At 38.8% G+C, this 25485-nt stretch carries 22 protein-coding genes; 7 read left to right on the top strand and 15 right to left on the bottom strand.

Annotated elements, in window-relative coordinates; translation table 11 throughout:
- Positions 1-4 precede the first annotated feature (4 nt).
- The 5 genes from TOL5_RS04995 to TOL5_RS04975 are packed head-to-tail and all read right to left on the bottom strand — an operon-like array spanning position 5 to position 6228.
- The gene (locus TOL5_RS04995) at positions 5-775 is read right to left on the bottom strand and encodes an ABC transporter ATP-binding protein (RefSeq protein ID WP_121774198.1); all 771 of its coding nucleotides are present in this window, start codon (positions 773-775) and stop codon (positions 5-7) included.
- Complete coding sequence (locus TOL5_RS04990; protein WP_174760720.1) at positions 772-1719, bottom strand: iron chelate uptake ABC transporter family permease subunit; 948 nt, start codon at positions 1717-1719, stop codon at positions 772-774. The genes TOL5_RS04995 and TOL5_RS04990 overlap by 4 nt, the downstream gene beginning before the upstream one ends.
- Positions 1719-2660 (bottom strand): ABC transporter permease, encoded by a 942-nt coding sequence (locus tag TOL5_RS04985; RefSeq protein WP_121774200.1) that lies wholly within the window; start codon positions 2658-2660, stop codon positions 1719-1721. The genes TOL5_RS04990 and TOL5_RS04985 overlap by 1 nt, the downstream gene beginning before the upstream one ends.
- Entirely contained in the window at positions 2651-4429 is a 1779-nt protein-coding gene (locus TOL5_RS04980) for an ABC transporter ATP-binding protein (RefSeq protein ID WP_121774201.1), read from the bottom strand. The genes TOL5_RS04985 and TOL5_RS04980 overlap by 10 nt, the downstream gene beginning before the upstream one ends.
- Complete coding sequence (locus TOL5_RS04975; protein ID WP_121774202.1) at positions 4423-6228, bottom strand: ABC transporter ATP-binding protein; 1806 nt, start codon at positions 6226-6228, stop codon at positions 4423-4425. The genes TOL5_RS04980 and TOL5_RS04975 overlap by 7 nt, the downstream gene beginning before the upstream one ends.
- A 206-nt stretch (positions 6229-6434) precedes the next feature.
- Between TOL5_RS04975 and TOL5_RS04970 the strand changes: the two genes are divergently transcribed.
- Positions 6435-7043 (top strand): TetR/AcrR family transcriptional regulator, encoded by a 609-nt coding sequence (locus TOL5_RS04970; protein WP_121774203.1) that lies wholly within the window; start codon positions 6435-6437, stop codon positions 7041-7043.
- Positions 7044-7185: 142 nt separating this feature from the next.
- On the opposite strand, the gene TOL5_RS04965 is transcribed toward TOL5_RS04970, so the two are convergent.
- Both TOL5_RS04965 and soxR read right to left on the bottom strand, forming a co-directional pair.
- Positions 7186-8031: a siderophore-interacting protein gene (locus TOL5_RS04965; protein ID WP_121774204.1), complete on the bottom strand. Its 846-nt coding sequence runs from the start codon at positions 8029-8031 to the stop codon at positions 7186-7188.
- 190 nt (positions 8032-8221) lie between these two features.
- The gene (gene soxR, locus TOL5_RS04960) at positions 8222-8689 is read right to left on the bottom strand and encodes a redox-sensitive transcriptional activator SoxR (RefSeq protein WP_005033313.1); all 468 of its coding nucleotides are present in this window, start codon (positions 8687-8689) and stop codon (positions 8222-8224) included.
- A gap of 321 nt (positions 8690-9010) precedes the next feature.
- On the opposite strand from soxR, the gene TOL5_RS04955 reads away from it, so the two are divergent.
- Genes TOL5_RS04955 through TOL5_RS04945 form a run of 3 tightly spaced genes read left to right on the top strand, consistent with a single transcriptional unit; the run spans position 9011 to position 13629 of the window.
- Complete coding sequence (locus TOL5_RS04955; protein ID WP_121774205.1) at positions 9011-9439, top strand: DoxX family protein; 429 nt, start codon at positions 9011-9013, stop codon at positions 9437-9439.
- The gene (locus TOL5_RS04950; protein ID WP_121774206.1) at positions 9436-10536 is read left to right on the top strand and encodes an efflux RND transporter periplasmic adaptor subunit; all 1101 of its coding nucleotides are present in this window, start codon (positions 9436-9438) and stop codon (positions 10534-10536) included. Before TOL5_RS04955 ends, TOL5_RS04950 begins: the two co-directional genes overlap by 4 nt.
- Before the next feature lie 12 nt (positions 10537-10548).
- Positions 10549-13629: a MexW/MexI family multidrug efflux RND transporter permease subunit gene (locus TOL5_RS04945; protein ID WP_221260665.1), complete on the top strand. Its 3081-nt coding sequence runs from the start codon at positions 10549-10551 to the stop codon at positions 13627-13629.
- A 344-nt stretch (positions 13630-13973) separates the two neighbouring features.
- Here TOL5_RS04945 and TOL5_RS04940 read toward each other — a convergent pair whose 3' ends face one another.
- From TOL5_RS04940 to TOL5_RS04925, 4 genes are all read right to left on the bottom strand, one after another.
- Entirely contained in the window at positions 13974-14726 is a 753-nt protein-coding gene (locus TOL5_RS04940; RefSeq protein WP_009586687.1) for a PA1136 family autoinducer-binding transcriptional regulator, read from the bottom strand.
- 258 nt (positions 14727-14984) lie between these two features.
- Positions 14985-15854 (bottom strand): glyoxalase III HchA, encoded by an 870-nt coding sequence (hchA, locus tag TOL5_RS04935; protein WP_121774208.1) that lies wholly within the window; start codon positions 15852-15854, stop codon positions 14985-14987.
- A gap of 391 nt (positions 15855-16245) precedes the next feature.
- Positions 16246-17106 (bottom strand): Vmh family MBL fold metallo-hydrolase, encoded by an 861-nt coding sequence (locus tag TOL5_RS04930; protein WP_046760571.1) that lies wholly within the window; start codon positions 17104-17106, stop codon positions 16246-16248.
- A gap of 4 nt (positions 17107-17110) precedes the next feature.
- Entirely contained in the window at positions 17111-17788 is a 678-nt protein-coding gene (locus TOL5_RS04925; protein ID WP_121774209.1) for a DsbA family protein, read from the bottom strand.
- 134 nt (positions 17789-17922) lie between these two features.
- On the opposite strand from TOL5_RS04925, the gene TOL5_RS04920 reads away from it, so the two are divergent.
- The gene (locus TOL5_RS04920; RefSeq protein ID WP_121774210.1) at positions 17923-18270 is read left to right on the top strand and encodes a winged helix-turn-helix transcriptional regulator; all 348 of its coding nucleotides are present in this window, start codon (positions 17923-17925) and stop codon (positions 18268-18270) included.
- Between the two features lie 43 nt (positions 18271-18313).
- On the opposite strand, the gene TOL5_RS04915 is transcribed toward TOL5_RS04920, so the two are convergent.
- Both TOL5_RS04915 and TOL5_RS04910 read right to left on the bottom strand, forming a co-directional pair.
- On the bottom strand, positions 18314-19597 hold the full coding sequence (locus TOL5_RS04915; RefSeq protein WP_009586817.1) for an OprD family outer membrane porin: 1284 nt from the start codon (positions 19595-19597) through the stop codon (positions 18314-18316).
- 31 nt (positions 19598-19628) lie between these two features.
- Complete coding sequence (locus tag TOL5_RS04910) at positions 19629-20975, bottom strand: MFS transporter (protein ID WP_009586739.1); 1347 nt, start codon at positions 20973-20975, stop codon at positions 19629-19631.
- 645 nt (positions 20976-21620) lie between these two features.
- Here TOL5_RS04910 and TOL5_RS04905 point away from each other — a divergent pair.
- Both TOL5_RS04905 and TOL5_RS04900 read left to right on the top strand, forming a co-directional pair.
- On the top strand, positions 21621-22697 hold the full coding sequence (locus tag TOL5_RS04905) for an aromatic ring-hydroxylating oxygenase subunit alpha (protein ID WP_121774211.1): 1077 nt from the start codon (positions 21621-21623) through the stop codon (positions 22695-22697).
- A 12-nt stretch (positions 22698-22709) separates the two neighbouring features.
- The gene (locus tag TOL5_RS04900) at positions 22710-23654 is read left to right on the top strand and encodes a PDR/VanB family oxidoreductase (RefSeq protein ID WP_121774212.1); all 945 of its coding nucleotides are present in this window, start codon (positions 22710-22712) and stop codon (positions 23652-23654) included.
- A 67-nt stretch (positions 23655-23721) separates the two neighbouring features.
- Here the strand turns inward: TOL5_RS04900 and TOL5_RS04895 are convergent, their stop codons facing one another.
- Positions 23722-24402, bottom strand: a complete 681-nt coding sequence (locus TOL5_RS04895) for a GntR family transcriptional regulator (protein ID WP_121774213.1) — start codon at positions 24400-24402, stop codon at positions 23722-23724.
- Between the two features lie 249 nt (positions 24403-24651).
- Positions 24652-25086, bottom strand: coding sequence for a hypothetical protein (locus TOL5_RS04890; RefSeq protein ID WP_058967553.1), 435 nt, complete (start codon positions 25084-25086; stop codon positions 24652-24654).
- Positions 25087-25485: the final 399 nt, after the last annotated feature.

Genomic DNA, 25485 nt, shown 5'->3' with positions numbered 1-25485 from the left:
AGATTCAAGCTCCTGATGAGTTGAAGTAGTTACACATATAGCCATGCTCACTATAGCTAATGTCAAAATTTAGCTCGTACAGATCACTTAACTGTGCCGCAGTAATCACCCTTTGAGTTGGTCCATTCAAATAAACGGTATTGTTTTTCAAGGCGACAATATGATCTGAATAATTTGCAGCGAAGTTGATATCGTGAATCACTAAAATCACGGTTCGCCCCTGTTCATCACACAATCGACGTAAGGCCTGCATAATATGAACAGCATGTTTCATATCAAGATTATTGAGAGGTTCATCCAATAACAGCACTTCAGTTTGCTGAGCAATGGTCATTGCCAAAAATGCCATTTGACGCTGACCACCACTGAGTTCATCGAGATAACAGTCACTCAAAGCATCTAAATCTAGAAATTGGATTGCTTCATCAATCACGTGATGATCATATGAAGTCAATGAACCATGACTATAAGGAAAGCGCCCAAAAGCTATCAGCTCTTTCACGGTCATCCGCAAATTCATCCCTGGTGTCTGTCTGAGAGTTGCCACATTCTTGGCATATTCCGCGAGGTGAATCTCCCGAATATTTTGAGTATTAAATAAAATCTCCCCCTGATCTGGCTTAGACAAATTTGCCATCATCATCAATAGCGTCGATTTGCCTGCACCATTGGGACCAATCAAGGAAGTTAACTTTTTTTCAGGAAAATCAATGGTCACTTCAGAGAGTATATTTTTGATACCATAGGATTTATAGATATTACGAACACTGATCATGTCACACCTCGAGTACGGACCACCAATATGAGAAAATAAATACCGCACACCAAATTGATCAAAATACTGACTGTCGTTTTATAATTAAATACATGTTCAACAAGGATTTGAGCGATTAGAAAAATTGCGACTGCAACCAGACACCCTATCGCTAGAGTAAATTTATGCTGATAACTTTTTGCAATGGCATAAGCGATATTGGCAATAAACACGCCCATAAATGCTGTAGGACCAATTAAACTGGTTGAAACTGCCACCAAAACGGCAATCAAAGCCAAATAAAATTTGACATAGTGATGATGATCAACGCCTAGTGATATTGCTTGTTCACGCCCTAAACTTAATACGTCCAAAATTGGTAAAGTATTCAGCACTCGCCATAAAACAAAGACAATCATAATCACAGCAAAGATCAGGGTTTCTGACTGAACACGGTTAAATGATGCATAACTTAATCCTTGAAAAACTGAAAATTCACCCGGACTAATTTTTAATTGAATAAATTGAGTGACAGTGCCAAGCACCATGGTAAAGACCAAACCAAATAGCAAAAGCTGAAAAAGATCTTTGTGTATGCGCGATAATAAAAATAGATGAAGTGCCCATGAATAGAACAACATCAGAAAAATACCCATAAAAAACTGAGCAGTTATGCCAAGCCATAACACCCCTTGAGTACCAAAAATAAATAACAATAGGGCTTGCCAGAGTAAATAAACCGCTTCATAGCCCATGATGGCGGGTGTTAAGACACGATTGCCCACAAGAGTCTGAAAAATGATAGAGGTACATGCCACACAAATTCCGCCCAATACAATCGCAGCAAGTCTAAATAGGCGCTGAGGAATGACATAATCCATATCAAGGTGGGAACCGAAGAATATAAAAACAATTGCAAGAGCAACGGTTGCACATAGCATTGTGCCGAGCTTGTTTATATTCATTAGCGCAGACCTCGCAGTATCAAGAGCAAGAAGATCACTCCTCCTGCTCCACCTGCGGTGAGACCGATAGGAACTTCAAATGGATAAAGGATAGAACGCCCAACGATATCGCAGAGTAGAAGTAATGAAGCACCAGCCAAAGCAACGATGGGTAAAGTTTTTGCTAAATTCTCACCATACTTCAAAGCCACCAGATTGGGGATCACCAACCCTACAAATGGAATTGCTCCAACTGTAATCACTGTTGCTGAAACTGTAACTGCTACAAGCAATAAGCCGATTGCAGTCATCGTGGCATAATTTAGCCCCAAGCTTGATGCCATGTCTTGACCCATACCCAGTACAGTGAAACGATGTGCAAAAATATAGGTCAGTAGGATGATGGGTAAAATAAAATAAATAATTTCATAGTGCCCTTGGACTACACGAGAAAAATCTCCCATCAGCCAAGTTTGCATACTCTGCATGATATTATTTTGATAGGCATAAAATTCCGCCAGGGCAGTCAATATACCGCCATACATTAATCCAATCACAGGGACTAATACGGTGTTCTTAAAGCGAATTTGGCGAATAATCACAATGTAAAGCAAACTGGCAATCAGACAGAAAAGCATTGCAAATAGCATTTTACTCAATGTACTTGCTGCTGGAATAAGCGTGAGTGACACCAATATCCCAAGTTTTGCTGCATCTAAACCACCCGTGGTTCCAGGTTCGACGAAACGGTTACGGACAATATGTTGTAAAATCACACCACATACAGATAAGCCAATACCAGTCAAAATAATGGCAATCAAACGAGGAATACGGCTTGCAGTCAGAGTCAACCATGCTTCACTCGACATGGATAACAAGCCATTAAAATCAAGTTGTTGTGCACCAAGCAAAAGTGAACTAATACAAAGCACACAGAAAACAAAAAATAAAGTTAAAGGCATTTTGAAGTTGCCTCAGCCTGTATTTTTTTGCTAATTTTCCATCCCTTAACGTTCTGGCTCTGTTTTAAATATTTGGCATAATAACCACCACTTAAGCACAGTTGTGAAGGTGTTCCTTGTTCAATTATCTGTCCATTATCTAATACGACAATATGATCGGCTGTTGCAATGGTTGAAAGCTGATGGGCAATCACCAATATGGTTTTTTTCCCACGTAAATCGTTTAACACCTCAGCAATAATTGCTTGATTTTCTGCATCCAAGGCAGCAGTTGCTTCGTCCACCAATAAAATTGGTGCATCTTTAATCAGCGCCCTAGCAATCGCAATGCGTTGTCGCTCTCCACCTGAAAGTCGAGCGCCCCCCTCACCTGTCTTGGTCTCAAGACCTTCTGGTAGACGAGCAATCATTTCTGAAATCCCCACTTTTTCAGCAACTTTTAGAATATCTGCATCTGTTGCATTGGGCTGACCAATTCGAATGTTTTCTGCAATCGTGCCAGCAAATAAATAATTATCTTGAAAAATTTGACTGATCTGTTGGCTAAGCTGTTGATCAGGCAGTTGTTTAACATCAACCCCACCAATCAAAACTTGACCTTGATTGGCATCAAAAAAACGGGCGATCAATTTGACCAACGTGGTTTTTCCTGAACCCGATGCCCCGATCAATGCCGTCATCGTTCCTGAAGGAATAAATAAGCTCAGGTCTTGTAATATTTTTTGCCCATCTTGTGTATATTGAAAATCGACATCTTTAAACTCAATTGAAGCATCTACAAGCTGTTGTGGTTTTTTGCCTTCTGTGAATACTTGGATATTTAAAATATCTCGCATTTCCTGTAACTGACTGTCTGCACTGCGCAACACTTCGCTATAACTTGCGACTTCTAATAATGCATCAATAAAGCGGCTGATAAATAACAACGATATGGCGATACTTAGCATATCCTGACTGAGAAAATGCCCTGTCATTTGCTGATTCACGAGCATAAACATAGCCAAAATTAGCAGGACAAAAACAGCTTGAATTGCCCATGTATTCATTACTGAGGATAACGATGACAGTAAAATCAGTTTAAAACTGGCTTGACGTTGTTGATCAATTGCTTGATCAAGAAATCGCTGGCTATTTCCTTCAGCATTAAAAGCACGAAAAACAGATTGTGCCTGTGCAAACTCCACAACACGCTGACTGGTTTCAGCAAAACGTTGCTGATAAGTTTCATCTGCATATTTGGCAATTCTTGAACTGAACCAGAACACGACGACAATTAAAGGAATTGCCAACAACGCAATTAATCCTAAAATGCCATAGATAAACAGTAAACCGACAATAATCACCAATGGTGTAATCACCCCAGAAATTAAAGGGGTAAAAACATGTGCTGGAAGCTGTGCAACAGACATCATGCCTTGTGTCACCAGATGATTAAATTTTGCTGTATTTTGAGGATTAAACCAACCGACAGGTAGGCTCGCAACATGCTGACCTAGACTTAAACGAGCATGTTCTAAAAGTGCAATTCCAACCTTAATTCCCATTTCTTCAACAACACGGCGTAAGCACCAACACAACACAATTCCAGCAAACAATAGACTCAACCAAAGTCCAATTTGTTGAATATTGCCAAGGATTAACTGTGACAAAATCAATCCCAGTAGCAAAATGCTCAAACCACAAATTAGACCATATAACAGAGCAACCCCAAGATAACGATGAAAAATAGAGACATCGTCACCCAACAGTTGAGAAAATGTTTTCAGCATAGGGTTTCTCCAGTTGATTGTTGGGTATGTTTGTCCAGATGTGACCACAATTGGGCATATAAGCCTTGATGTTTTAAAAGTTGCGTGTGCGTACCCTGCTCAATGATTTTCCCTTGATCGAGCACCAAGATACGGTCTGCATGCATAATGGTCTCCAAGCGATGTGCGATCACTAAAAGAGTTCGATGTTGAACAAAATTGGACAGTGCATTTTGGATGGCCATTTCATTTTCGATATCCGCTGCTGCTGTCGCTTCATCGAGAATAAGAATGGGTGGATCGAGTAGAATTGCTCTAGCTATACTGATCCGTTGGCGTTCACCACCAGAAAGTTGAATCTCATCACCGATCATGGTTTGGTATTGTTTGGGTAAACGCATAATACGATCATGAATATTGGCTGCTTTTGCTGCTTGTTCAACCTCCTGCTGGGTTGCATTAGATCGTCCTAAAGCAATATTGTCATAGAGACTGGCATGAATCAGTTGTGTGTCTTGCAACACAAACCCTATTTGCTGATACAACATATTTGGCTGAATATTGCGCAAATCAACACCGCCCAATGTAATATGACCTTGGCTTGGGTCAAAAAAACGTAAGATCAATTGCGCTATGGTTGATTTTCCTGCTCCTGATGGACCCACGATGGCTGTAAAGGTTCCAGGTTGCAGCGAAAAATCTAGTTGAGATAACACCTCATGCGTTTGATCATAGGCATAGCTCACCTGATGAAAACAGACTGTCTGATCTTCGAGTACAAGTGATTGTGTTGTTGGAGAGACCTTTAATATCGGTTTTTCTAACAATGCCAATATTCGTTGTGCTGCAGCATCGCTAGCTTGCAAATCATGCAATAAAGTATGTAGCAATAAAGTGGGGGCACAGATTGCCGGAGCAATCAAGACAAAAGCCAATAAATCGATGGGATTTAACCACCCTAGATATATGAAAATTGCGCCACTCAGCATGACCACACCCAATATCGTGATCGGTGAAATCATGGCATGTGCATGCGCCATAGATTTAACCAACGGGCGAGTAAACACTTTAAATGCGTGTGCAAAAGTACGAACAGCCTGCTGATAACCCACCGAAGCTTGTCCACTTTGGGCGAAAGTTTTTACGATCGGAATTGCACGGGTAAATTCAACAGCAGCACTATTAATCTGCCCCATTTGAACAGCAAAATCTTGGATATTCTGCTCACTTGCATGCATGGCTTTGCGCAAAAAAAACACAAAACCTACGAATGGGAGCAGTGACAGAACTGCCATTCGCCAATCGATATAAAATAGAAAGATAACAGCAATAATAATAATACCTAGCGCTCGTCCAACAGCTGGATAAAAATGCGCAGTCAAACTATGAAGCTGCCCCATATCATCTTGAATAACTTGTTTTACTTCCCCAGAACTTCGTTGTGTAAACCATCCTAAAGGCAGTTGAGTAAGATGCTGAGTAATATCTTTTTGTAATATCCCAGTGATTTTATGGTCTGCTAAATGTGCAATGAATTCACTGAGGGTGATCAATAACATCCCCAACAATAAACTTCCCAAACAGCCTAACAATATCCATAAGGCATCAGATAAATCGACGTTAGACATCTCTATGGCACTGTGACCAAGAAACAAAACTTTGACGAAATAGGCAATGCCGATGAGTGGCACTAAAGTCAGCATTGAACCCAGAGTAGCAATCAACGAAGCTAAAAATAAATGGAGCCGTATGGGTTTCAGAACAAAGCTGAGTGGGTTAATAGGTCTAGGCTGAATTTCATTTACATCACTTGCACACATAACATAAAAAACCTGTTTTGATTATTCACGTTCCGCCAATTTCTGATGTTTTTAAGAAAATGACAGCAAACCTATCCATAAATACAAATGAGAATTAATATCAATAGATTTAGTTGCATTGTAGTAAACTAATTAAATAAAGTAAACGGATTTGACCCACTTCTCGTCACATGGCAACATGAAAAAATCAATTGTATGGAATAATTATGCCTCCTTTAGCCAAATCATCATCTCGCGGACGACCACGTACAATCACCCATGAGCGCATCATGAATGCTGGTATAGAGATAGGTTTATTGAATATTACTTTTGTAGGTGTTGCCGCTGCGTTGGGTATTAGCCATATGGCTTTATATAAACATATTGCCAGTCTGGAAGAGCTTAAATATCTAATTGCTGAAGAAATTTTTCTGAGATGGCAGATTCCCCTACCAAAATCTCCTGATCAAATAGAATTAAAAGAATATCTCATTATTTTTATGCATTCACTGCGTGAATTGGTCAAATCAAATCCAGGTTTTACCCCTTATTTAATTCGTAGGATGGCCTCAACACCATCCATGGTGACTAAAATACAGCACCATCATCAGGCTGTTGCTGAAACCTATCAACTTACTCAAGAACAAGCACAATGGTTAAATACAACGATTGCTTTTCATTGCATTGCTGTCGCTGACACCATTTACTCTGTGGCAGGCAAAGACCCGATTAAGGCTGATCATCGAGAAATGGAAGAAGCGGAAATGGAAGCAGAATTCATCCAAAGTATGCAAGCATTAATTATCGGTGCATTACACATGCTGAATATAAAATAACGCTATCTATAATTTCTCCATATATATTTCATATCACACGAATTGTTAAATTTTCTTAGCATCAAAACTGTGAAGAAATCACGATGGATTGAAGGTAGCAGCAATAGCATGTCTACATCAACCTATCATGATTTCATTTACATCATATCTTTACATCAAGATCGTCAAACTCAGTTAAACCCTGCCCTTGTTGAACCAGCTTTGAATAATGTTCCAATCGAGCTTCATCGATAACGCTACTGCTCACACCTGCTTTCCAATAACCAAATACACGTACATCTTCTTTTGCCATTTTGAGTTGTTTTAGACAGAACTCTCGGATTTGGCGAGCTTGCTGACGTTCACAGGCTGCCCAAATTGTCATCTCATCACTACATTCAAGTTGTTGCACCTGTTCAAATAAACCTTGATTTTGAGCATTCTGCTTAAGCACAGTTTGATTAATGAGATGATAATTGACGCCCTTAATATCAGGTAATTCACTTAAAAGTTCAGCTTCGTGAGTGTCTAAAAATATCTCAGCTTGAACATGTTCTGGCCATTGATGCAACATTGCATATACAGCAGGAATACCCGTGTCATCAGCAAAAATATAACATTTTTTGCTTGTTTCAAAATTTGGGTTGGTATGTACACGAGGTCCAGTCAATGCCACCTTTGCGCCTATTTTTACTGTATTTAGCCATCGCATTGCCGGACTTGGAGATGAATGACGCACTAAATCAATTTCAATTTCTTGGCTGAGCTTGTCAAAAGAGCGTATGGTATAAATACGTGAAATTGGTCGCGAATTTACACTTTGCTCTACATCAATCCGTACTGCTAAATTGGCAGTACTCCACAATTCAATTTGATCCGTTTCAATTTTCCCACGTAGTCGTATGATTGAATCAAAAGGTTGAGTAAGTGAGGTAATCGTCATTTCGTGATGTTGCATCCCACTCATATGATCTTCTTTTTCTAGTAATTCAACGTTTTGAGTTTTCATAATCTATTACCTTTGGCTCTATTTTATCAATTCGTTATCTAAATTAGCTGTGTTGAAGTACCAGCTTTTTTAACCGATGTCTAAAACAATACCATAATAAATAATGATTATCATTTACAAAATCATAAAAAAGGCAAATTTCCCCCTTTAATAATACGTGAAAAATCTTTCTTTAAATTCAAATAGAATATTATGGTTCAACACGCTCTAAAATACGTGGACCAGAACCCTCTTGCCCCAGTACATCTTCTGGATTTCGCAGAGGACATTGTTTTAACGACAAACAACCACAACCAATACACCAATCCATCTCATCTCTTAAGCGTGTCAGTTTTTGAATTCGTTCATCTAAATCTTTACGCCAACGTGACGACAGTTCAGACCATTGCTCCGCACTTAATTTGCTACCAATTGGATAAACACTCAATGCCGTTTTTATCTCCTCCAAAGAAATTCCCACTTTCTGTGCAACTTTAATAATTCCGATATAACGTAAAACAATTGCTGGAAAACGACGTTGATTACCATTGGTTCGAATGCTTTTGATTAAACCCTTAGATTCATAAAAATGTAAGGTTGACACAGCCACACCACTGCGTTTGGCAACTTCACCCACCGTCATCATTCGATCAAAATCAATTTTTATGTCTTTTTCCATTGCAATATTCCTCAACATTACTTGAGGTTTTATAGGTTAAGTCGCTTGATTTGTCAATTGATCTACTCACAATCATCCTCAAGCTTTCAAGAAGTTTTTGGTGTTTAAGACCACAGCTTTAGTCTACAAATTTAGCTCAAAACATCGAGATCGAACTATTCTTAAGCAACCTAGAGCAGCTCAATTTTATACTGAAAAAACCGTTGACCTCAATATAACTTGAGGTTTTAGACTGCTTGACACGGTGGTAAACAACACCAACAAGCTATTCTTTTTTAAGAATTTTAATCATTCAGTCTAATTTCTTCTGGAAATATTCTTATGCCTTATTTGGTTAAATTAAGTTTAGAAAGCCAGTGGCTGTGGGTCATTGTCAAATGTAGCCTCGCCTTTTTATTTTTTAGTTCGGGGCTGGGTAAAGTGTTAAATGTTGAAGCTGGATATATGGAAATGCAAGCAGCAGGTTTAACACCTGTATGGTTTTTCAATTATGCTTCCGCACTGATTTTACTGGTTGGTGCTTACTGCATTTTATTTGAACGACACATGTGGCTAGGTTCGTTGTTGCTTTCTATCTTTTTGCTCCTGACCATCTTTATCGTACATACTTTTTGGACAATGTCAGGGCTACAAGCCACACTTGCGCTTTACTTTGCGATTGAACATATTGCTGTGATCGGTGGGCTTTGGAGTATTACCATTGCCAGCCATTTTCGCCAGCAACTCCGTAGTCATGGAGTCATTGCATGAAAAGTAAAACACTGATTTTCACAATGAGCATGATTGTACTGTTAATCGGCTGCGGCAGTTATTTTTATATCAGCTCTAGTAAAGCAACTGAATCACCCTCCTCTCAATATCCACTTGTTAAAGTTGCCCTAAGTACAGTCACTGAACAAACGGTGCCACAAACACTTTCCAGTATTGGTGAATTGGAAGCAATTCGACAAGTTCAAGTCTCTTCTGAAAGTAGAGGAATGATTGAGAAAATTTATTTCCAATCAGGACAGTATGTACAGCAAGGACAGTTATTGGTACAACTCAAAAGTAATGTTGAACAAAGCGAATTAGGTCGTTTACAAGCCAAACTGAAACAGGCAGAAATGACTTATAAACGCAGCCAACTGCTCATCGATAGCCATGCGATTTCACGTGCGGAAATGGATAGTGCCTTGGCTGATCGAGATATGACACGTGCTGAAATACAACAACTTCAAGCCACAATTACACAAAAATCTATTCGAGCACCATTTTCAGGTGTGATGGGCATCCGACAAGTACATCAAGGTCAATTTTTAGAAGCTGGAACAAGCATTGCCAATCTGGTCGATTCACAACAAATGCTGGCAAATTTCACGTTGGATGAACAACTGGCATCAAAACTCAAATTGGGACAATCTGTACAGCTACAAATTGATGCATATCCTGAAAAAACCTACACCGCGATTGTCAATGCCATCGAACCCATCGTAAGTAAGTCTCGAACCATTTCAGGACAAGCGATTGTGAATAATCAAGATCGCCAACTCAGACCCGGAATGTACGCTAAATTAAGCATCCAAGAAGCTCAACGCTCAAGTTTGGTTATCCCTGAAACCGCAATCACCTATACCGCTTATGGCAATACTGTTTTTGTTGCCAAACATGATGCTCAAAAAATTACTGTACAACGCGTTACTGTCGAGGTGGGTGAACGCCAACAAGGACGTATTGAAATCAAATCTGGGTTAAAAGCAGGTGATCAAGTTGTGGTTTCTGGGCAGTTAAAATTAAGTGATGGTATGCAAATTGAGCCTACGCTGAATACACTCGAACACCTCACATCTTCAGTAAAACCTGAAGTTTAAGAGGGTCATGTCATGAAGTTTACCGATCTTTTTGTCAAACGCCCTGTACTTGCGCTGGTGGTAAGTACCTTAATTTTATTGGCAGGCTTATTTGCCTTAAATAAACTGCCGATCCGTCAATACCCACAACTTGAAAGCTCAACCATTAGTATCAGTACCGAATACCCCGGTGCATCCGCTGAACTACTACAAGGTTTTGTTACTCAACCGATTGCACAAGCCGTCTCTTCAGTTGAAGGGATTGATTATTTGAGTTCTTCTACGGTCCAAGGACGTAGTGTCATTACGCTTAGAATGCAATTAAATCGAGACTCGACTCAGGCATTAACCGAGGTTATGGCTAAAGTGAATCAGGTTCGCTATAAACTGCCACAACAGGCTTTTGATCCTGTGATTGAACGTTCCTCAGGTGAATCAACGGATGTTGCTTATATTGGATTTTCCACAGAACAATTGTCATTGCCAGAGTTAAGTGATTATTTGTCCAGAGTTGTCGAGCCAATGCTCTCCACCATTGAGGGTGTTGCCAAAGTACAATCTTATGGTAGTCAACGTTTAGCCATGCGAATTTGGTTGGATGCAGATCGTCTAGCAAGTCGAGGGGTTACGGCTGCTGATGTTGCTAACGCCATTCGCCAAAATAATTATCAAGCTGCGCCGGGACAGGTTAAAGGTGAGCTGGTGATTTCCAATGTCAATGTCTCCACCAACCTCACCAGTATCCAAGATTTTAAAAATCTGGTGATTCAAAATAACGGACAGAATTTAATTCGACTTCAAGATGTAGCTACAGTTGAGTTAGGTGCAGCATCTACAGAAACCAGTGCATCTATGGATGGAAAGCCTGCGATATTTATCGGATTACAAGCCACGCCAACAGGAAATCCATTGGTCATTGTTCAAGGCATTAAAGACAAATTACCTGAAATTCAAAAGACCTTGCCTCCGGGTGTCAAAGTCAATTTGGCCTACGAAACAGCACGCTTTATCGATGCATCGATTGATGAAGTTTTACATACTTTTATCGAGGCACTGTTGATTGTCATTGCAGTGATCTATTTATGTTTAGGCTCTTTGCGTAGTGTATTGATTCCAGTGATTACTATACCTTTATCCATGTTTGGTGCATTGGGACTGATGTTGCTTTGTGGCTTTAGCATTAACTTGTTGACTCTTTTGGCGATGGTCCTTGCGATTGGGCTGGTGGTGGATGATGCAATTGTGGTGGTGGAAAATGTCCATCGTCATATCGAAGAAGGCTTATCTCCAATAGCGGCTGCGATGATTGGTGCTCGAGAAGTTGCAGGTCCAGTAATTGCAATGACCATGACCCTTGCAGCAGTCTATGCGCCTATTGGTTTAATGGGAGGGCTCACAGGTTCTTTATTTAAAGAGTTTGCATTTACACTGGCTGGCGCTGTTTTAGTTTCAGGCATCATCGCCCTCACCTTATCCCCAGTCATGAGTTCATTTCTGCTTCAATCTAAACAGCAAGAAGGAAAAATGGCAAAGGCAGCTGAATGGTTTTTTGAACAATTAACGCAAACCTATCGAAAAATATTGGATTTTTCATTGCATCACCGTTGGATCACTGTACTTTTTGCCATCGGTGTTTTTGCCAGTCTCCCCTTGCTCTATCAATTGCCACAAAAAGAATTGGCGCCTCTTGAAGATCAAGCTAGTGTACTGACAGCCATTAAAGCACCACAACATGCCAACCTAAAGTATGCTGAACATTTTAATCTTGAACTGGATAAAATTTTTTGGCGTTTTCCTGAAACCAGTACGACATGGATTATTAATGGAACTGATGGACCCGCTTCCAGTTTCGGTGGAACCACGCTTTCCTCATGGAAAGAACGTCATCGCTCTGCGGATGAAATTCAACAAGGTCTACAAAGTCAGGTCGGCAGTGTAGAAGGTACCAGTATATTCGTGTTTCAAAACCCATCGCTGCCCGGCTCTACTGGAGGCTTACCGGTACAGATGGTATTAAGGACTTCGCAAGACTATTCTACGCTTTACCAAACCATGGAGAACATCAAACAGAAAGCGCGTGACAGTGGGCTTTTCGTGGTGGTCGATAGTGATCTAGATTTTAATAATCCCATGACACGGATAGAGGTTGATCAATCCAAAGCCAATAGCTTAGGGATACGTATGCAAGATATTGGCGAAGCACTGGCAATATTAGTCGGTGAAAATTACGTCAATCGTTTCAGTATGCAAGGACGTGCTTATGATGTAATACCACAAAGTATTGGTCAGCAGCGCTTGACATCACAAGCATTAACCCAACAATTTGTCCGTACAGATCAAGGCTCACTGATCCCACTTTCGACTGTGGTACATTTGAGTGAACAGGTCGAACCGAATAAACTCACTCAGTTTAATCAGCAAAACTCAGCAACTTTTCAGGCGATTCCTGCTCAGGGTGTATCTTTAGGTCAAGCTTTGACTTTTCTTGAACAGGTCGCTGTGGAATTGCCAACAGGTTTTAGTTATGACTGGCAAGCAGATGCACGTCAATATATGCAAGAAGGCAACAGTTTAATGTTTGCATTTTTAGCGGCATTGATCGTCATTTATCTGGTGCTGGCGGCTCAATATGAAAGCCTGATGGATCCTTTTATTATTCTGATCACTGTACCTCTTTCGATTTGTGGTGCGCTGATTCCTTTGGCGTTTGGGCTTGCAACTGTCAATATCTATACCCAAATTGGTTTAGTCACACTAATTGGTTTGATCAGTAAACATGGTATTTTGATGGTTGAATTTGCCAATGAACTGCAAGTTCACGAAGGTTTAAATCGGCGAGAAGCCATTCTAAAAGCAGCTCAAATTCGTTTACGTCCGATTCTCATGACCACTGCGGCAATGGTGTTTGGTCTGATCCCTCTACTGTTCGCCACTGGTGCTGGCGCACATAGCCGTTTTGGCTTAGGGCTGGTGATTGTATGTGGCATGCTGATTGGAACATTCTTCACCCTATTTGTTTTGCCAACCATATACAGCCTGCTCGCACGTCGGCATAACCAAGATGCTGAGTCTGGTCGTTTTAAAGCACTTAAACAATTTGAAACTGCGGAATAATGGAGTTTGATTCAGGAATGAATTAAAAAACGATTCAATTCGTATGATTTAATCAGTCAAATAGATACCTTAAAATCATTCATGATTTACTAGTGAATAATTGAATAGTGAATGATTCAGGTATGCAAAAAAACTGGTGTTAAATAAGTATTCGCTGTTGTGGCTTTACAAATGGCTTGGGATGGCGACTTTTGTCGCCTCCCAACTCATCATAGCACGATCACGATCTAGTGAGAAATCTAAAAGACAAACGCTAATTTTTCAGTAATAGTATCGATTAGAATGCAGTTTTATCACATTGAATGATCCACGCTTGATTTAATCAATCCCCCTCAGCAACGTCTCTATATTTCAATTTCTTTGCTGACCATTGCTGAAGCTATCGCTTGTGCTGTGGACTTTACCCCCAAACGCTTACGAACATTTCTTAAATGATTTTCGACTGTTCGCTCTGAAATTTTTAAGATTTCCGCGATTTCAATCTGTTTATGTCCGATTGCAGCCCATTTCAGCACTTCTTTTTCTCGTTGGGTCAATTTACGCTGCTGTACCGAAGTATCAGGTCGATAGGATAAAATTTTTCGGAATGCAAGCTGACATATCATTTGAACCATTAATTTAAAATCATCACTGACATCAGACAGGTTTCCTGCAAAGGAAAAAGCACCTTCTAAACCAGTTCGACCAAAAATAGGGACTTGTATTCCGCTGAGCTCATCTTGATACAACGTATTTTTAATAACTCGATAGCTTTCTTTTCCGGTTTTTTTATTTAAAGTCTTTGTCCAAAAAAAGGGTTCATCATATTCAAAAATATGACGAGTGATGGGGCAACGACGTAAATAGATTTCACGCTCATCAATATTTTCAACATTCGACCAAGGTCCTGAAACAAAGAAAATTTCATCCACCCATTCACTTTGATTGTGAGGGAAAACACTGCAAACAATAATACGATCAAAATTTAATGTTGCTGCAAAACTCACCAGAATCTGAAAAACCTGTTGCAGGTGATGCGCCTGATTCAATTGGTACACTGTCTGAAACAATAGATCAGCCAATTGATGTGGTGCAAATCGTAGCGCTTTATTTGTCAATTTTAATCTCTTGGTCAAAAATCAGCATTAAATTTGTATTTATTAGGGGCTGTGGACATTTCATAAATGGCTTGCGTTGTAGGTTAAAATTGAGCAGGCATGAGGAGTATACTCCGCAAGGAAATGAAGAGAATAGCGAGACTATTTTCAAGTTTCATAACGTAGCCTGAGATAATTTTAGCCACAACCCTGAGCAAGAACAAAGCACTGCTTTTTGTTTGCAGCGCAAGGCGCAGCGGGGACTACTTTCCTCAAAGTTTAAACCAATTCAGGATCAGCCAGTAAAGTTTCAGCCGCTAATTTACCCAGATTATTTGAAGCTAAAGGACTATCTCCAGTCAGGAGTTTACGGTCTTTATGTACTTGCCCAGTGATACCTTTATTGAGAATTTTTACCCCCAATTTTTCTAGGTTTTCACCCACCAACCATGGCAAAGCACCCGGCATATAACCAATTTCAATATTTGCACCTTGATCTAAAGAATCTGGAAAAACACAAATCTCATAATCTTTAAAAATATAGTTTTCAGGCTTTTCATCTACAGCGGCAGCAAGTAATGATGCCGGACCATGACATAAGGTAATCACATACTTATCATGTTTTACCGCCCACGCTAGTAATTGTTTTACCGCTTTACTTTCTGGAATTTTTGCTAACACACCATGCCCACCCGGGATAAATATACCAGCATAAGGCGAATTTTCACTGATCGCCTCAGTAAGAATATCGTCAAGCTGCAATGGATTTTTAAGTTTTTCAGCATACTTGTGATAAGTATCTAAAACAGCTTTATCCTCATTGGGCATTGCCCACATTTCAAGTTTGACAGGATTCCCCGAAAGTGTAGCCACCTCCACTTCAAAACCTGCAGCATCCAAATGAAATACAGGAAGGAGCATTTCTACTGGATGATTACCTGTTGAAAAAAACTTTCCATTTTGCATCAAGATATAACGCTCATCCGTTGCAATCATCAGTATTTTTTTATTGCCTGTATACGGTGTCGGATAAGTTGTCCCATCATAATCAGTTTTTGAAGATGTATATTGACTTAAAGAGTATGGGGATGGGAAAAAAGCATTATCTTCAGCTAAATCTGGGGTTGGCAGTTTACTTAATTCACTCATGTTATGCTCCAAAATTTTTTTGTGGTTTGGCTCAGTGACTACAGTATATTCTTGAGTAAAACATGTTTTGAATGAGGGAAAACCCCTAGACATACAAATTTAAAACACAAATATGCATTACATTTAAATCAGATATCATTCAGTGAAAATAGGTATCTGATTCATCTGATGAAATATGACAAACATGATTCAATTACAAATGTAATTCTGTTGTTATATTTGATATTTAATTGAATAATTTAGACTCGCAGCATTTTTTTTCTTTTATTCTTTTTGATCATAATAAGTAGCTACAAAAAACCAGAAACTTAACCTAAATAAATAGATTAAGTTTCAAGCGCATATCGTATCAATCATAGATCATTTTTACATGATCAAAACAAGGATTAAATTATTTCCATTCCATTTCGCCTGTGAGCACTTTAGAACTCAACTCCAAAGAACTTTCTTCAGCTAAATTTGGATATTTTTCCTTTAATGCAGCGATAACTGATGCAGAATCTTTATGATCCTTTAAAACTTTATCGACATCCACAAGATATTGATATGTGAAATCAATGGCTTGTGTTGCCTTTGGAATATCACCGATATAATGTCCAGGAATAACAGCGCTTGGGCTTAAACGCTTCATTTGTTTCAGTGTTTTCTTCCAAGCATCTCGTTGTTTTTCACTTTGTGTATCTGCTGTCCACAAATGAATTCCAGAAGATACCCCTACCCCACCAAGAATGGTACGGTTATGTGGTACCCAAAGATAAGATGCATATTTGCCAGGTGATTTAATTTCAATTTTTTCACCTTCTAATTCAATTGATTTTGCTTCAGTTGCATTCGGAACAATCACTTGAGTGGGTGCAGCATCTTTTAAAATCGGTCCCCAATAGGCGAATTTACCAACTTTTGTGGCTTCAATATGCTTAACCACTTCTGGCGTAGCGATCACTTTAGCATTTGGAAAGGCTTGAACCAAAGGTTCTAAACCAAAGTAATAATCTGGATCACCTGCGGTAATCACAATATATTGAAGATTTTTACCACTGTCTTGAATCAACTTGACCAAGTTTTTAGCATCATGCGTGCTAAATTGTGCATCAACCAATATTGCATCCTTTTCCCCCGAGATTAGAGTCGAAGTCACAGGAAAAATACCCTGAGTTTGAGGGTTATACACTTTATAGGTAAGTTCTGTCGCAAATGCTGAGGCGCTCAAAGCAACTGAACTGACTAGAATAGATTTTAAAAATAATTTCATTGCCTTATCTCTCTTTAGAATTAAATGAAGTTTTAAGTAATTGTTGCTCTACAAAACGTACCAAATCCTGTGGTTTATTATAAAAACCATGAATAGGAAGCTGACCAATCTCCGCATGTTGGTTTTCAAAAACCACTGTAGGAAAACCTTGTCCTCGTACACGTGATAACAGTTGACGTGTTTGATCTATGTGTTGATCTAGCTGATTTTGATCCACAGCATCTAAGTATTTTGACCACTGGTCAGGGCGAATACCAAGTTCAGCAACGAGCTGAGCAAGCACACTATATTGTGTGACATTTAAGCCTTTCTGATAGTAAGCTTGTTGTATTAAATTTAATAACGCCATCATCGAATCATAACCCAGCGCCTGCTTGATACTTAACAATGCATGTGTTGCAGGAATTGAGTTCATCTTCAAGCTGCTGTCTTTGAGCAAGCCATTTTTATAATCGTCACCAAATTTTACGCCAGTGAGTTGATGGATTTGCTCATCATAATGAATAATTTGTGCGCGCATGGCAGCCGTCATTTGCGGTTGATGATCTTCACTATATAAACCACCAAGATGTAAGCATTGAAGATTAGGAAAACCTTCCTCAATTGCATTTATCAAAGGCAATGCACCATAACTCCAGCCACAAATCGGATCAATAATCCAGTGCAGAATCGGAGACGCCATAAACTTCCTCTTAGAAATAGATAGACTTTCGAAATATGCAAAACACATTTCAGCTGATATTTGTTATAGTAAAGAAGACAATTACTTTTTGTAAGTACTTACAAAAAAGTAAGTGACTTGATCTTGGAAAATCTATGAAAACAGACACGTCCTGTTTAGCTGCAAATGTTTTATCAAAAAATTGCCCGTCTCGAATGCAACTAATGCATTTAACCAATCGCTGGGGCGTACTGGTAATGTTTTGTTTAAGAAGAGGCACGCATCGTTTCAGTGAATTGAGACGTAGAATTGATGGCATCAGTGAAAAAATGCTGACCCAAACTTTACGTGATTTAGAAAATGATGGTTTCGTTGTGCGTAAAGAATTTCCTGTCATTCCACCGCATGTTGAATACTCTTTATCTGAAACTAAAGGTGTTGAGGTCGCTGAAAAGATTTATGACTTGGTACATTGGATTGAGCAGAATACTAATGAAACATAAAACGGTTCTTTGAATCAAAGAACCGTTTGTAATACAGATTCCGTTAAAACTTAAAGCTATAATCTATGTTTAAACGAGTTTCATTGGCTGAGTGAAAGACCATATTGGTTGGCATATCATTTCGGTAATGAGAAAAACGTGCTCGCATGCCTAAGCCTTTTAACTTCCCTTCTGGGATTTTATAAGCTAAATCAAGCTCCATCGATTCTTCTTTAAAACGTTTATCGCCATAACTAAGTAAATCAATATCTTGCCCTTTGGCATAGCGGGTCATAAAACGCAGTCCATTGAGAGAAATATCAGCTAATTTTGTATTTTTAAAATCATATTCATAACGCAGTGAATAAACTTTCTCGTCCTTGTTAGAATAATCTGAACTCATAAAATCAAGCACCACAGGACTTTCAGTTCCCGATAAAAATGGTAACCCTGTTGAGCCAAAGGCCTGCATATAACCCAAAGACAGAGTATGGTTCTGATAATTTAAGCCAAATAATCCACTTAAATGCTGGTTATCTACATCACCAATTTTTTGTCTACCTGTCTCCTGACTATTGAAAAATCGCACATCGCTTAAAAAAGTTAACTGTTCATTTAAAGGCTGTTTACCATTAAAACCCAAGAATTGCTGTTGGTAAATATCATGTAATTCAGCCTGATAAGCACGTATTCGATACGCATCATTGAGTTGATAGGCACCACCAAAACTATAGAAGTAATCTGTTGTTGCTGATTGAGCAAAACGACGATTGATATTGTCCGTACCGACATCACTATAATGAATCGAATCACGTTGTCGCACTTGGTCTACATAAAAACCTTCCAATTGTAACTTTGGAATTTCATTGGAAACAAACCGAGCACCTCGATAAGTTTGAGGGAACAAACGCGCAGGTGAAGAAAAAATCGTGGGTAATCGTGGAACCAAATCCCCCACAAAGAGCTCATTTCTCTTAAATTTTGCTTTGGCAGTCAGCCCTATTTTCCCATAATAATCATCTCGTGAATTATCTGCATTTACAGGTAATAAGTTACTCCGTGCATAGTCATTGGCTCGATCTCCAATTAAGTTAAATCCAGCCATTGCCAATATATCAACACCAAAACCAACTGTTCCATCGGTATAGCCCGATTGACCATTAAAGATAATACCTTGCGCCCAATCACGCGCAGCAGTATAAGGATATGGATCTTGCTTATAGTCTCGGTCAAAGTAAAAATTTCTAAGCGTTAGCTCTGCACTACTGTCTGTCACTAAATCGGCATGCGCCAGAGCACTAAATAATGGGCAAAAGTATACCCACACCCACAAGGATGTTTTTTTCATTTTTTATCTCAACTATTTAATTTTTAGAGGATTAAGTTGTTGTTTTAAGCGTATAGGCTGCTTCATTTTTATGTCGATAAAATGCATTACCCAACATTAAAATAAGCACAATTGCCAAAATAAATACCACTCCGTAATATGCATAAAGTGTGGCTGGCGCTAAACCTTTATCTAAAAAAACGCCTGCAATTGTTGGTGATAAAATGGCACCAATACGTCCAAAACCAATAGCATAGCCTACGCCACGACTACGAATATCGGCATCGTAAATTGTAGGTGAAATAGAATATAAACCAGCAATACAGCCATTAATCAGCGTTCCAAGTAATAGACCAACAATCAATGCCACGCTCACTTGGGCCGAGACAGCCACGAATAAAAACACACATGCGGCAGTTAGTCCTAGAAATAGACTTAAGGCATAGAAAATTTTGATACGGGATGCCAGCAAACCAATAATTGCTGCACCAAAGATCCCACCAATACTAATTAAAATACCTGTGGTAACCCCTTGTTCAGGCGACATTCCCATTGAAATTAAAATTTTCGGTGTCCAACTCATCACAAAATAAAAGCCAAACATTACGAGAAAGAAAGCCCCCCATAGACACAATGTTTGAAAGCCCTGTTGCCCACCAAATAATTTGGCAAAATCTCCGCCACCCTTTGCATCACTTTTTGCATAATCAGGTAAGGCATCTAGATGAGTTAAGCCCATACGCTGTAATACTGAGTTCATTCGCCCTAACGCTTGTTGTGGTCTTTTTGCCAACAAATAATCTAAGGACTCAGGCAATAACCATATACTCACCAACAGCATTGCAATGGTTGTGATCCCACCTGCAAGGAAAATCGAGCGCCAGCCTAAATGTTCAATCAGTGCCAGTGACAATATCCCACCAAGTGTGGCACCAATCCCATACCCTGTAGACATTAAACTTACCGCAAAACTTCTCCAGCGCGTATTGGCATATTCACTGGCCAAAACATTGCTACTGGCAAGAATACCGCCAACCCCAATCCCTGTGACAAAACGAAGGATGGCTAACATGCTATGACTATTGACAAAAGCGCATACCAGCATACTAATCCCAGCGATCACCAAACAAATTAAGATCAGTAAACGGCGACCAATTTTATCGGCAAGTGGTGCCAGAAAAATCGAACCAGCAGCCATACCAAATAGACCAGCACTTAATAACAAACCGATTTGAGCACCAGAAAGCGACCAATCAACTGAAACTGAAGGCGCGGTAAATGCCATAACCATGACATCAAAACCATCAATAATATTGAGGCAAACACAAATCAAAATCACGAACCATTGGTAGCGGCTCATTTTATTTTGACTTATCTCACGAAGTACATCTCTTTCCATTTGTGTATCTCCCAATCTGGATAGGATATACGCACGACATTACCGAGTTGCGTTGTTGGGTGGTTATGCATATCCGTATCCATAATTACCTAGAGGAATAATTTAATTTTTAAAACTCGTTTTTGAACAAGAATTTTTTTTGGAGCGTCCTGCTCTATTTCATCCTGACTAATTGGATCCAAAAAATCAATAGTATTATTAAAAAATATTTTCCAAAAAAATATTAAAACATTAAAATACATGATTTAAATAATAATTTTTAAATCAGAAGAACTAGAAACTAATTTTCACATTTGAAGATTACATAAAAATGGATCCATTAAGTTCATTTAACCTCTTTTAAGTCAGTGACCTTATTGAGAATATTAAAAAAGCTCACCGCGACATTTTTAAATATTTCAGTTTCCGCAATACGATGAGCATTCAACAAAAATAAAAATTGGATCCAAAATATAAATAAAAGCACAAATAAACACATAAATATCGTATAGATATTTTTAAATAAAAACAGTAAAATACCGATAAAAATAAAACAACCAATCCTAAATCAAAGACTTCAATGATCAAAAATGATCATTTTATCGATTGACCGTTTACCTGTGTTGATATAAATTGGATCCAATAAGTGATAAGGAGTCATCACAAATGTTTATAAAAAATGCATGGTATGTTGCTTGCTATCCTGAAGATATTCAAGACAAGCCGCTTGGTCGCACCATCTGTGGTGAAAAAATTGTTTTCTATCGCGGCAAAGAAAATAAAGTCGCTGCTGTTGAAGATTTTTGTCCACATCGTGGCGCCCCATTATCATTAGGCTATGTAGAAGATGGCAATTTAATTTGTGGTTATCATGGTTTAGTCATGGGATGCGAGGGAAAAACCATTTCTATGCCAGCTCAACGTGTAAACGGTTTCCCCTGCAATAAAGCCTATGCAGCCATAGAAAAGTTTGGATTTATTTGGGTTTGGCCTGGTGATCAAGCTTTGGCTGATGAGTCCAAACTTCCAACACTAGAATGGGCAGATCATCCTGAGTGGAGCTATGGCGGTGGTTTATTCCATATACATTGTGATTATCGTCTGATGGTCGACAACCTTATGGATCTGACCCATGAAACCTATGTTCATTCGAGCAGTATCGGGCAAAAAGAAATTGATGAAGCCCTTCCTATCACCAAGGTCGATGGTGATCATGTCATTACTGAGCGTTATATCGAAAATGTCATCGCTCCCCCATTTTGGCAAATGGCACTTCGTTGTAATAACTTAGCAGATGATGTTGCCGTAGATCGTTGGCAACGCTGCCACTTCGTTGCACCAAGTAACGTACACATTGAAGTGGGTGTCGCTCATGCTGGACATGGCGGATATCATGCCCCTAAAGATAAAAAAGTGTCATCGATTGTGGTTGATTTTATTAGCCCTGAAACAGAAACCTCGCATTGGTATTTTTGGGGAATGGCACGTAATTTCCAACAAGATAACCCGACCCTCACTGATCTCATCCGCGAAGGTCAAGGCAAAATCTTTACCGAAGATTTAGAAATGTTGGAACAGCAGCAACAAAATATTTTGCGAAATCCCCATCGCCAGTTACTGATGCTAAATATTGATGCTGGTGGCGTACAGTCACGTAAAGTGATTGACCGATTACTGGCACAAGAAAGTACTCTCACGCCTGAAACAACAAAACATAAATTTCCAAATATTCGGGTGATTTAAAGGAGAATAAACATGGACGTTGTTATTAATAAAATTCATCAACTTACTCCATCAATTCGAGCCTTTGAATTGATTTCAAGCAATGGTTCTGTCCTTCCAAGTTTTGAGGCAGGTGCGCATATTGATGTACATCTCAAAAATGGTTTAACGCGCCAATACTCGCTTTCAAATTGTTGTCGTGAAAAGCATCGTTATGTGATTGGTGTTTTACATGATGAACATTCTAGAGGTGGTTCTCGTTGCATGCATACCGAGTACCGTGAAGGTGATCTGTTACGTATTGGCGCACCACGTAACTTATTTGAAATTCATCCTCATACCCAAAAGGCAATCTTATTTGCAGGCGGCATTGGTATTACCCCGATTCTTTCAATGGCATATCGACTTAAATCCCAGCGGATCCCATTTGAACTACATTATTTTGTACGTAGTCATGAAATGATTGCCTTCTATGGAAATTTAACCGAACACTTCGCAGGTCAAATTTATTTTCATATTCAAGATCAACCAGAAACTCAATGTGATATGTCGTCCGCCTTGGAGCAGACCGCATCTGATAGACATTTATATGTTTGTGGGCCAGCAGGTTTTATGGCATTTGTGATGGAGTCAGCTCAACACATGGGTTGGCAGACAGAGCAGCTACATCAAGAACACTTTGTCGCACTAAAGCCAGAGAATTCTAACAATACAGCGTTTACCATTGAAATCAAAGGCAGTGACCGTCGAATCGAAGTGCAGCCTCATCAAACAGCCATCCAAGCCTTAATTGAAAACGGTTTTGATGTCCCTATTTCTTGTGAGCAAGGTATCTGTGGAACCTGTATCACACGTGTGCTTGCAGGAGTTCCAGATCACCGCGATGTATTTATGACTGACGAAGAACATGCATTAAATAACCAGTTCACCCCCTGCTGTTCCCGAGCAAAATCTACAAATTTGGTGATAGAGTTGTAATGAAAAACAGCGCCTTTCATTCGATTAAAAGGAGCTGCTTAGGGTCTGTTGATATTTCATTTCGGTTTTATTGTGACAACACGTTTCTTAAGGTCTCACCAAAAACCACAACACTACTATGTTCCCGCATCAATGTTTCAGCACGCCCAGCCTGTCTATGCATTAAAGCATCGTAAATTGAACAGTGCTGTAAATGGGCATAATGTAAGCGACGATATTCTGAAAGTGCTTGAGCTTGGTCATAGGTAATGGCTTGGGCAGAGGCCATGGGCAATTGATTGTTTTTGGCTAAGGCTTGGATCAACGCAACATTTTGCGCGCCTTGAATAATGGTATCGTGAAAAATCACATTAAAGTGATGGTAACGTTCCAGTTCATGATCACCAAACTCAGTTTTTCCATCAAAAAGTTTTTCAGTTTCGACAATGCAATTTTGTAGTGTTTTTTTCTGTTCTTCTGTCAAACCTTGTTCTGCAATGGTTTTAGCTGCCAGTCCCTCAAGGATACCACGCACTTCAAGTGCATCATTGATCAGTTTTTCTGAAATTTCTCGAACCGTATATCCCCGAGTTGGATTTTTAATCAGTAAACCTTCTTGCTCAAGCAAACGAAATGCCATACGCACTGGCTGTCTAGATACCCCTAATAACTCAGCCGTTGGAATCTCTGCAACTCTGGTACCGCCCTCAAGCTCACCATCAATAATCATTTTTCTAAGTTTAATTAAGACTTGTTGACCTGAAGACATTCACTGCTGCACGCTTTCAAAAATACCCTTTGATGCTAACAAGTTCACCCATAAAAGGAAAACAAATTTTTGATTTGAATCTATTTGGTTTGAAAGTAAAGCTTTGGTTTACCAAGTTACATTACAGGCATAAAACCTACTTAATATTAAACTCAATCTTAACTATTGATACACTCTAAATTGATGCAGTTCTTTGATAAAAAAGCAACGCGTGTGCTTTTTTATCAAAAAGATGGGCGAATAATTCTATTAGTCAACAGCGATGATTGTAGGCTCACTCGAATTATAATCAATATAGTGCCATCCATTTAAAAAGGTTGAACAACTATAGTCATCACCACTTAAATCATAAAATGTAAAGCCCCAACCTTTTGTATTATGAAATTGTACACGGCATTGATATATCTTACTAATACCGCCTATTACATTTCCTTCTGAAATACCTAATGCTTTTGCGCAATCCGATGTATAACTTGGTTTTACATTGACTTCCCATTTCAACTCACAACGGCTTCCTTCAACTTTATCCATTTGCTTTTTATTCAATGTATCTGTCACTAGCTCTAAACTATATCCTGCAGATTTTGGATAACCAACCTCATAGTTTTTACCCTGATTATTTATAAGGGAAACCACAATGTACTCTTCATTTTGATCAATACTTAAAATATTTAAATTAGTCATTTTAATTACTCTTTGAGTTATGGAGTAAATAAATTATTATTTTCCAATTGATAAAAAAATACCCAATTCTTGGTATTTTTCATTCTTAAGTATATATTTTTATAAAATAATTTATAACATCCAGAATCCTTTGTTTTTTTAATTCTCAAAAATTCCGGTATTTTTTATCGCATTATTTATGAACAATCACACTACTTTTTCCTAATCTTAGTATCCTTTTCTTAACTATATCTTTTCATTGTTTATCAAAAAATTGCTTAAAATACGTTTAAATAAAACTTTAAATATAGCCATAGCATTTTAAATTTAGCTTAATCATAAACATCAAGATCAAGCTTTTTATTTTGCATTTAATTTGATTAGCAACAAAAAAAGCCACCTATATTTAATTAAGATTTA

The sequence above is a fragment of the Acinetobacter sp. Tol 5 genome (assembly GCF_019702905.1).
Taxonomy (GTDB): domain Bacteria; phylum Pseudomonadota; class Gammaproteobacteria; order Pseudomonadales; family Moraxellaceae; genus Acinetobacter; species Acinetobacter bereziniae.
This window is presented reverse-complemented; position numbering and strand designations above follow the sequence as displayed.